At 42.7% G+C, this 8,657-nt stretch carries 10 protein-coding genes and 2 tRNA genes; 3 read left to right on the forward strand and 9 right to left on the reverse strand.

Features of this window, described 5'->3' with window-relative positions; translation table 11 throughout:
- Nucleotides 1-18: 18 nt before the first annotated feature.
- Nucleotides 19-303 carry a co-chaperone GroES gene (groES, locus tag V7201_RS16945; protein WP_041967795.1) on the reverse strand — a complete coding sequence of 95 codons (285 nt, stop codon included), beginning with the start codon at nt 301-303 and terminating at the stop codon, nt 19-21.
- A 434-nt stretch (nt 304-737) separates the two neighbouring features.
- On the opposite strand from groES, the gene V7201_RS16950 reads away from it, so the two are divergent.
- Nucleotides 738-1,469: a CPBP family intramembrane glutamic endopeptidase gene (locus tag V7201_RS16950; protein ID WP_335377937.1), complete on the forward strand. Its 732-nt coding sequence runs from the start codon at nt 738-740 to the stop codon at nt 1,467-1,469.
- A gap of 3 nt (nt 1,470-1,472) precedes the next feature.
- Nucleotides 1,473-1,673: a YdiK family protein gene (locus V7201_RS16955; protein ID WP_335377938.1), complete on the forward strand. Its 201-nt coding sequence runs from the start codon at nt 1,473-1,475 to the stop codon at nt 1,671-1,673.
- A gap of 31 nt (nt 1,674-1,704) precedes the next feature.
- On the opposite strand, the gene V7201_RS16960 is transcribed toward V7201_RS16955, so the two are convergent.
- Complete coding sequence (locus tag V7201_RS16960; protein WP_335377939.1) at nt 1,705-2,361, reverse strand: redox-sensing transcriptional repressor Rex; 657 nt, start codon at nt 2,359-2,361, stop codon at nt 1,705-1,707.
- A gap of 27 nt (nt 2,362-2,388) precedes the next feature.
- The gene (gene moaC / locus V7201_RS16965) at nt 2,389-2,883 is read right to left on the reverse strand and encodes a cyclic pyranopterin monophosphate synthase MoaC (RefSeq protein ID WP_335377940.1); all 495 of its coding nucleotides are present in this window, start codon (nt 2,881-2,883) and stop codon (nt 2,389-2,391) included.
- 169 nt (nt 2,884-3,052) lie between these two features.
- Here moaC and V7201_RS16970 point away from each other — a divergent pair, with 169 nt between their 5' ends.
- A complete protein-coding gene (locus V7201_RS16970) occupies nt 3,053-4,981 on the forward strand; it encodes an ABC-F family ATP-binding cassette domain-containing protein (RefSeq protein ID WP_335377941.1) in 1,929 nt (642 codons plus the stop codon).
- A gap of 552 nt (nt 4,982-5,533) precedes the next feature.
- Here V7201_RS16970 and tsaD read toward each other — a convergent pair.
- The 6 genes from tsaD to V7201_RS17000 all read right to left on the reverse strand — a co-directional run bounded on the left by tsaD (nt 5,534) and on the right by V7201_RS17000 (nt 8,603).
- Complete coding sequence (tsaD, locus tag V7201_RS16975; RefSeq protein WP_335377942.1) at nt 5,534-6,565, reverse strand: tRNA (adenosine(37)-N6)-threonylcarbamoyltransferase complex transferase subunit TsaD; 1,032 nt, start codon at nt 6,563-6,565, stop codon at nt 5,534-5,536.
- Nucleotides 6,565-7,014 carry a ribosomal protein S18-alanine N-acetyltransferase gene (rimI, locus tag V7201_RS16980; RefSeq protein WP_335377943.1) on the reverse strand — a complete coding sequence of 150 codons (450 nt, stop codon included), beginning with the start codon at nt 7,012-7,014 and terminating at the stop codon, nt 6,565-6,567. The genes tsaD and rimI overlap by 1 nt, the downstream gene beginning before the upstream one ends.
- Before the next feature lie 13 nt (nt 7,015-7,027).
- Entirely contained in the window at nt 7,028-7,729 is a 702-nt protein-coding gene (gene tsaB / locus V7201_RS16985; RefSeq protein ID WP_335377944.1) for a tRNA (adenosine(37)-N6)-threonylcarbamoyltransferase complex dimerization subunit type 1 TsaB, read from the reverse strand.
- On the reverse strand, nt 7,730-8,182 hold the full coding sequence (gene tsaE / locus V7201_RS16990) for a tRNA (adenosine(37)-N6)-threonylcarbamoyltransferase complex ATPase subunit type 1 TsaE (RefSeq protein WP_335377945.1): 453 nt from the start codon (nt 8,180-8,182) through the stop codon (nt 7,730-7,732).
- A gap of 246 nt (nt 8,183-8,428) precedes the next feature.
- A tRNA-Asp gene (locus tag V7201_RS16995) sits at nt 8,429-8,504 on the reverse strand.
- A 25-nt stretch (nt 8,505-8,529) separates the two neighbouring features.
- A tRNA-Met gene (locus V7201_RS17000) sits at nt 8,530-8,603 on the reverse strand.
- Nucleotides 8,604-8,657: the final 54 nt, after the last annotated feature.

Raw genomic sequence — 8,657 nt, forward strand, 5'->3', positions numbered from 1 at the left:
CAAGGCGCTTCCGCTTTTCTATTCCACTACAGCAAGAATGTCGTTTTCACGCAAGATCAGGTACTCAGTTCCCTGGTACTTCACTTCTGTACCTGCGTATTTTGAGAAGATAATGCGGTTGCCAACTTCAACTTCAAGTGCCACGCGCTCTCCGTTTTCAAGGACACGTCCTGTGCCAACAGCTACGACTTTACCTTCTTGAGGTTTTTCTTTCGCTGTGTCGGGTAAAACGATACCGCTTGCAGTTTTTTCTTCAGACTCAACAAGCTCAATAATAATGCGATCACCTAATGGCTTGATCAAGTGAATCAACCTCCTCAAATATATGTAGATTAGTTTTTTATTAGCACTCTCCTCAATCGAGTGCTAACACAATTTCTATATTAATGAATCTCTATTTTTTTTGCAAGCATGAAGTCCAATTTTTTTTATAAATTTTATATAAGGTTCCATGCCAGAAATCCAGTGACAGCAAGGACTATATTTCGTTCCCTTTCTCCAATGTCCGACAGCAGATTTCTTCAAATTTTATTATTAAGCTTGTTTAAAAAAGACCACCTTAAAGAGTATGCGGCCCCCGCGGAAATTTAACCAATTATTTTAAGCAGCATCCTGCGATTTGAACTTTCAAGCTGCTTACTAGTAAAATGGAGAGATAACATTGCGGAACTTTTATCATATTAAAACGTATATAAAGTCATTACGTTTTTGAAAAGGCCTAAAAGGAGTTTTTCATATTGAAAAAAGAATACTGGTACATTATCATCGCCTATATCGTCATGCAGCTTTCAAGCCTGGTCGGCATTCCGCTCGTAGCCTTTATAGGTAAGGGTATGGGCAAAAGCCTTAAGGAAATGGAAACCCTATCGATTCCTTTCTGGCTTGTCATCAGTTTTACCCTTACATTGATCATCGTGCTGCTTATTTTACGGAAAGAATCCAAGATGCAGGCAGATTTGCGCGGAATGGCATCGCCAGCAAGCTCGGCTGCCTGGGCCGTTGCAGGGGTATTCCTGGCATTATTGGCTCAATCCTTTGCAGCCAACATTGAAAGGCTGCTCGGAATCGAAATGGGCTCTGAAAATACTCAGGAGATCATCAACCTCATTGAGAGCTTCCCTGTTGTGATTCTTGTCAGCTCGATCATCGGGCCGATTTTGGAAGAAATCGTCTTCCGTAAAATTATCTTCGGAAGCCTTCATAAGAAAATGAACTTCTTTTTTGCCGCATTGATCAGTTCAGTGATTTTTGCGCTTGCTCATATGGAGCCCGAGCATGTCATCCTTTATTCGGCCATGGGCTTTACCTTTGCATTCCTTTATGTAAAAACTAAGCGCATCATCGTTCCAATCATCGCCCATGTCACAATGAATACGTTCGTTGTCCTGCTTCAATCCGTATTCAGGGAAGATATCGAGAGAATGATAAGAGAAGCAGAAAAAATTCAAAGCTTTATTGGGGGACTTTAAGTTATGAAGCAATCGCCTTTATTTTCAGGCATTGTCTACATCTTGCTAGGCAGCTTGTTCACCTACTTCGCCATCCAGAATGTCAGCGAAACCGGATGGGGATTTTTCACTTATCTCCTCGTTATGCTCGCGACCTTCGACTTCGGTTCCGGCATCCGGATGATCCTGCTCCATCTCAAACTTAAACAAATCCAGAAAAAATAGCCTCTTCATCCCGAAGAGGCTATTTTTCATATCATTCTTCTGTGTCTGTATTGGTCGGATAATGCTTTAGGAAATAAATTAATGATTGCAGTTCTACAGACAGGTCAATATGGTGAATCCTGATGGAGTCCGGTACATTCAATCGTGCAGGCGTAAAATTCAGGATTCCCTTGATATTCGCCTGGACTAATCGGTCGGTAATAGGCTGGGCTACCGCAGACGGCACGGTAAGGATGGCCACCTGTATGCCTTCCTCGACAACTTTTTTGTCCAGCTCATCCATGTGATAGACAGGCACGTCACCCATAACGGTGCCTACTTTTGCCTCATCCACATCAAAAGCTATTTCGATTTTCGTATTATTATTTTTTGAGAAATTATAATTTAAAAATGCTGTTCCAAGATTTCCGACCCCGATCAGTGCTACTTTGGTCAGCTCGTCCTGATCAAGTGTCTTTCGGAAAAATGTCAGGAGATAATTCACATTGTAGCCGTACCCCTTTTTACCTAAGGCTCCAAAATAAGAAAAATCCCTTCTGATTGTCGCTGAATCCACTTTTACCGCTTCACTTAACTCTGCAGATGAAACCCTTTGTTTACCTGAAGAATGTAAGTTCAATAAGAAACGGTAATAAAGCGGCAAGCGTTTTGCGGTTGCCTGCGGAATTTTCATAGGTTCGTTCATCATTCTCCATCCTCCACCCAATCAAAATTTCTATTTAAGCTTCTCTTCTCTCTTAAAATCGCCATTTTTCCCGCCGGTTTTTTCGACTAAATACGTCTTGCCGATCACCATGCCTTTGTCAACGGCCTTGCACATATCATAAACAGTCAGCGCACATGCTGAAGCTGCTGTTAACGCTTCCATTTCCACCCCTGTATTCCCTTTTGTTTTAACAGATGCGGTGATATTTAAAATATAGTCATTTCCATTTTGCTCCCAATCGAAGCTAAGGTCAATGCCTGTTAATGGAAGTGGATGGCACATTGGAATGATTTCCGACGTTTTCTTGGCCGCCATGATGCCCGCTACCTGTGCAACTGCCAGTACATCCCCCTTTTTCATCTTATTTTCTGTGATTCTTATATATATATCTTCATTCACAATTATGCTTGAATGGGCGATTGCCGTGCGGACCGTCACATGTTTATCACTGACATCCACCATTTTTGCTCTGCCTTCTTCGTTAAAATGCGTAAATTCTGCCATGTTCATGCTCCCTTCAAACAAATGATACACTATTTTCACAAAGTTGTGTGTGAACTTTGTTGCTGAGTTCACAAATTCCTTGTCATTCCTTGTCTTTGGTGGGTCTCATATATTGCCGAGCGTATGTGAATGGGTTACACTATCTCTAAGGCAATAGAGGTGAATAATAATGATACTATTACAAGTTAATCAGCTGACAAAATATTTCGCTGCTGATCTTATTTTATCGAATATAAAGTTTGAAATACAAACCCATGACCGTGTTGCCTTAGTCGGCCGCAACGGAGCGGGTAAATCGACTCTGCTGAAGATTATCGCCGGGCACGAGGCGCATGACAGCGGCGAAATCATCCGTCCTAAAGGGACGACAATCGGGTACCTGGCACAGAATACTGGTCTCGAATCCGAAAAAAGCATCTGGGAAGAAATGCTTGGCGTTTTTAACCATCTGCATTCCATGGAAAAAGATCTGCGCCGGCTTGAGGAAAAAATGTCAGACCCTGACATACTGACAAACCAGACTGAATATGACAGAGTTCTCAAGGAATATGATCTTTTGCAGGTCCAGTTCAAGGAGCAAGGCGGTTATCAATATGAAGCCGACATCCGCTCCGTGCTCCATGGCCTGAACTTCCATTCCTTTGATTATTCTACAAAAATATCCACATTAAGCGGAGGCCAAAAAACAAGGCTTGCTCTAGCTAAGCTCCTTTTGACCCGCCCGGATATTTTAATTCTGGATGAACCGACAAACCACCTTGATATCGACACTCTTTCTTGGCTTGAAAAATACCTTCAGGGTTATGATGGCGCAATCCTGATTGTTTCCCATGACCGTTACTTCCTTGATAAAGTCGTTAATCAGGTATATGAAATTTCCCGCCATCAGCTGGCAAAATTTCCGGGGAACTACAGCTCTTACTTAAACCAAAAAGCTGAAAACTACGAACGGGATATGAAGCTTTTTGAAAAGCAGCAGGATGAGATTTCAAAGCTCCAGGACTTCATCCAGCGAAACCTTGCTCGTGCTTCCACTACTAAAAGAGCTCAAAGCCGCAGGAAACAGCTAGAAAAGATTGACCGGATGGACAAGCCGCTTGGCGATGAAAAATCCGCCACCTTCAGTTTTCAGATTGAACGCCAAAGCGGAAACGATGTCCTTAAGGCTGATTCACTCGCTGTAGGATATAGTAATGACGTCGTTTCGGAAAATATCTCCTTCAATCTATCTCGCGGCGATAGCACTGCCTTAGTTGGACCAAACGGTGTCGGCAAATCAACCTTGCTAAAGACAATCGTTGAAAAGCTCCCTTCGATCGCCGGAAGCGTCCACTATGGTTCAAACGTATCGATCGGTTATTATGACCAGGAACAAGCTGAGCTAAGTTCAAATAAAAAGGTACTAAACGAGCTTTGGGACGAATATCCACTTAAGCCGGAAAAAGAAATTCGCACGGTTCTCGGCAATTTCCTCTTCTCAGGCGACGATGTATCAAAAATCGTTTCAACGCTCAGCGGCGGTGAAAAAGCACGTCTGGCACTCGCCAAGATGATGATGCAAAAATCCAACTTCCTGATTCTGGATGAGCCAACGAACCACTTGGATTTGGACAGCAAGGAAGTGCTAGAGAATGCACTGATCGATTACCCGGGCACAATCCTTTTCGTTTCCCACGACCGTTATTTTATAAACAGGATCGCCACAAAGGTCATTGAGCTCGACCGCACTGGCGCTACCGAGTTCCTGGGTGATTATGATTATTACATCGAGAAAAAGCTCGAACAGGAAGAGCTGAAAGCACTCGCAGAACAGTCAGCAAAAGCTTCAAGCAGCGCTGTAGATTCTTCTAAACAAGACAAAAGCTCCTATCAGCAGGATAAAGAATCAAAGAAGCTGGAACGCCAGCGCAAACGGCGCATGGAGGAAGTGGAAGCAGCGATCGAGCAGTTGGAGCTTGAAGTAGCTGAATACGAAGAACTCTTATGTGATCCTGATGTCTTCCAGGATCACGAAAAAGCAGCCGATATTAACAGCAAAATTGAATCGGCCAAAGAGAAGATCGATTTATTGATGGAAGAATGGACAGAGTTGGCTTAAGAGAGTACAAATAGAAGAGTATGTGCCGGGCGGCGAGATGTCGCCCGGTTTTTATTTGCATATAATAGTTCTATTCTCTGTCACTGGAAAGATCCTTTTGCGTTCGTCAATATATCGGGTATTTCGCCAATATATATAAATTTTCGTCTAATATATTGGATTTCCGCTAATATATTGGGTTTTCCGCCATTATAACCTCCACTATCGCCAATAAATGAGATTACTTTGTCCAAGATTTGTTAATATCAGATGCTCAACTATTTTATTCAACAATTAGCATTAGAGGTTTTGAGGGAGCACGATTGATTTACTAGATTTTTAATAAAAAAACCTTGTCATTTAATAAAAAATCTATATTAATCCACAAAAAAAGTCCCAGATGAATTCCGGGACTTTTTGTTCACAAAGTTATTCACATAAGAAAGATTGATTTATGGCTTATCCAGAGACTTTTCCACATTATCCACAAAATAAGCGTAATTTATCCACATTATACACAGAAACACACAAAATCCAACAAGATATCCACAAGAAAATCAGAAAATTTATTTTTTACTTCCGACTATCGTTGTGGATAGTTATCTCTAAACCTGGATTTCCGTTCAAAGTTAAACCCGCACGCTCACCTTTTTCAAAAAATACACTACCAGCAGCGGCAATCATCGCTGCATTGTCTGTACACAATGACAATGGCGGAATGACAATTTCCACATCAAGTTCAGCAAATGCCTTGGACAGAGCCTCTCTAAGTCCCTTGTTTGCTGCAACCCCGCCAGCAAGCAGTACTTGTTTAACTCCATACTGATTCACAGCTTTAAGAGTTTTAGTCACAAGCACATCAATGACACTTTCCTGGAAGCTTGCTGCTAGCTCAGCAGGGACAATTTCAACTCCACGCTGCTGGGCGTTGTGCACAACATTGATGACGGCAGATTTCAAGCCGCTGAAGCTGAAATCATACGACCCTTCTTCCAGCCAGGCACGCGGCAAATCAATCGTAGCCTGTCCTTCCTGTGCCAGCCTGTCGATATGCGGTCCTCCCGGATATGGAAGATTCAATGTCCGTGCGACCTTGTCATAAGCTTCACCTGCTGCGTCATCACGAGTCTCGCCAATAACCTCGAAATGGCCATGCTCTTTCATGTACACCAGCTCGGTATGCCCGCCAGATACGACAAGAGAAATCAAGGGAAACTTCATCTCCGTTACAAGACGGTTCGCATAGATATGACCGGCAATATGATGCACTCCTACCAACGGGATATCATTTGCGAACGCCAAAGCTTTCGCAGCATTGACTCCGATTAACAATGCCCCCACGAGTCCAGGTCCTTCTGTCACCGCAATGGCATCCAAATCCTTTATGTCAATGTTAGCCTGAGCTAAGGCTTCTTCCAATACAATCGTTATCTGCTCAACGTGATGGCGCGAAGCAATCTCCGGAACGACCCCACCGAATCTCTTATGACTCTCAATTTGTGAAGCCACCACATTCGAGAGGATTTCCCGGCCATTTTTCACTATAGAAACAGCAGTTTCATCACAGCTCGTTTCAATTCCCATTATTAATAGATCTTTTTCCATTATAAATTCACCCACATTACTAAAGCATCTTCCATATTGTCTGTATAATATTGCTTTCTTAAAGCACCTTCTTCAAATCCAAACTTACGGTATAAATTCTGTGCTCTTTCATTGCTCACCCTGACCTCTAAAGTGATCCTTACAGCTCCTGATTCGCGCGCAGTCTCTATGATCCTGCCCATTAGCGACTCACCAAGCTTCATTCCACGGTAGTCCGGTAAAAGTGCTATGTTTGTGATATGTGCTTCATCTACGATAATCCACACACCGCAATAGCCAACTACCTTCTCATCGACTTCTGCAACTAGATAGTGCGCAAACTGGTTCTTCGTTAATTCATTGTAAAAAGCTTCCCTGCTCCAAGGCGTCGCAAAAGAATGAATCTCTACCTCTATTACATCATCAAGATCCTCAATAGTCATCTTACGGAAAGTTATTGTATTATTCATTTCATCTTCCCACTTAATTATTATTCTCTTGTGATTTCAGCCAATTGGCTTCTGCTTCTGCCATGCGAATATAGTTAGGGACAAATGAATGAAGATCGACACTCTCTTTATCCCTTCCTAATAACGCCAGTTCTGCTGGCCGTGGATTAAGCTCAGTGCTTGCTGCAAAAACTGCCTTGTCCCCAAGCTCCTCTTTAATCACATTTTCATGTAAAAGCAAATCGTTACTAGTAAATAAAATTCTGCTGTCCATTTCATTAAGCGTTCGGACCCAGTCTGCTGACATAACCAGCTGGTCCTCTTTTACCGTTTGTAAAACTTGATGTTCAAACTTATATAAACCTGTATAGATTTGTCCTCTCCTCGCATCAAAGAAAGGTGAAACATATCCATCAAAATATCTTCCTGCAGAAGCAGCAGCTGTCTCAAGACTTGAAACGCCTGACATAGGAATCTTCAACGTCCATGCAAGCGTCTTGGCAATCGTCACTCCTATGCGCACGCCTGTATAGGATCCAGGCCCCTCAGCAACAACAATCTTCGATAAATCTCCTGGCTTCATGCTGCATTCATCCATCAATGTCTGAATGGCAGGCATCACTCGAACAGAATGATTCTTCTTTATATTTGAAATGTACTCGCCCATCACGGTGTCGCCATCCAAAAGGCCAATCCCCAGAACATAATTGGACGTATCAATCGATAATACCTTCATTTAAAAAATCTCCTTACACAATTCTTCATACCGTTCACCTTTTGGCTCAGCAACGATTTTCCTGGCACCGTTATCGTCCAAGTAGAGCTGGAGCAGCAGGAGATCCTTTGGCAGTTGAGCTTCAATTAAATGTGCCCATTCTACCACCGTCACACCATTACCTTCAAAGTATTCTTCAAAACCAAGATCTTCAAACGCATCCTCCACCCTATACACATCCATATGGTATAGAGGAAGCCTTCCTTGGTACTCTTTAATGATCGTGAAAGTCGGACTGTTCACATTCCGAGTAATTCCCAAACCTTCTGCAAGCCCTTTAGTAAAAGTCGTCTTGCCTGCGCCTAAATCCCCTTCAAGCGCTATAACGTCGCCCGCTTTTAACAGACCAGCAAACCTTTTGGCAAAATCCTTTGTTTGCTCAGGCTGCTTCGATATAAATTGATAAGTCGCCATTTATTATCACCCTTGCTCATTTTCCAATTATAATGATTAACGCTGCCATTTTAGAGTTAGCGTTATTCGCAATTTTACGAAACATCGTCTAATAAAAAATCCTTAGGATGTCTCCTAAGGATGACTGTTCTATATGTAGTGTACACGATTTAAGTAGTACGGGCAAAAAAAGCAGCCATATTTCCATTTTAGACAATAAAAAAAACGAAACACTGTTTCGTTTTGAATTCTAGTAATCTAGGAAAATGGCGGTCCCGACCGGGATCGAACCGGCGATCTCCTGCGTGACAGGCAGGCATGTTAACCGCTACACCACGGGACCATTATGTAAAAGAAAAGATGGATTATTGCGGGGGCAGGATTTGAACCTGCGACCTTCGGGTTATGAGCCCGACGAGCTACCGGGCTGCTCCACCCCGCGTCGATAATAGTATAATTAATCCATTAAGTTGTTTTAAACAGCCCGGCGGCGTCC

This window comes from Bacillus sp. JJ1122, from assembly GCF_036964885.1.
Classification (GTDB): domain Bacteria; phylum Bacillota; class Bacilli; order Bacillales; family Cytobacillaceae; genus Mesobacillus.

Excerpts from the sequence above, each read along its gene's own strand:
- tsaB (WP_335377944.1), bottom strand. The coding sequence starts at position 7,729 with ATGAAGGTATTATCGATTGATACGTCCAATTATGTTCTGGGGATTGGC.
- V7201_RS16970 (WP_335377941.1), top strand. The coding sequence starts at position 3,053 with ATGATACTATTACAAGTTAATCAGCTGACAAAATATTTCGCTGCTGAT.
- tsaD (WP_335377942.1), bottom strand. The coding sequence starts at position 6,565 with ATGGAAAAAGATCTATTAATAATGGGAATTGAAACGAGCTGTGATGAA.
- V7201_RS16960 (WP_335377939.1), bottom strand. The coding sequence starts at position 2,361 with ATGATGAACGAACCTATGAAAATTCCGCAGGCAACCGCAAAACGCTTG.
- tsaE (WP_335377945.1), bottom strand. The coding sequence starts at position 8,182 with ATGGCGACTTATCAATTTATATCGAAGCAGCCTGAGCAAACAAAGGAT.
- rimI (WP_335377943.1), bottom strand. The coding sequence starts at position 7,014 with ATGAATAATACAATAACTTTCCGTAAGATGACTATTGAGGATCTTGAT.
- V7201_RS16955 (WP_335377938.1), top strand. The coding sequence starts at position 1,473 with ATGAAGCAATCGCCTTTATTTTCAGGCATTGTCTACATCTTGCTAGGC.
- moaC (WP_335377940.1), bottom strand. The coding sequence starts at position 2,883 with ATGGCAGAATTTACGCATTTTAACGAAGAAGGCAGAGCAAAAATGGTG.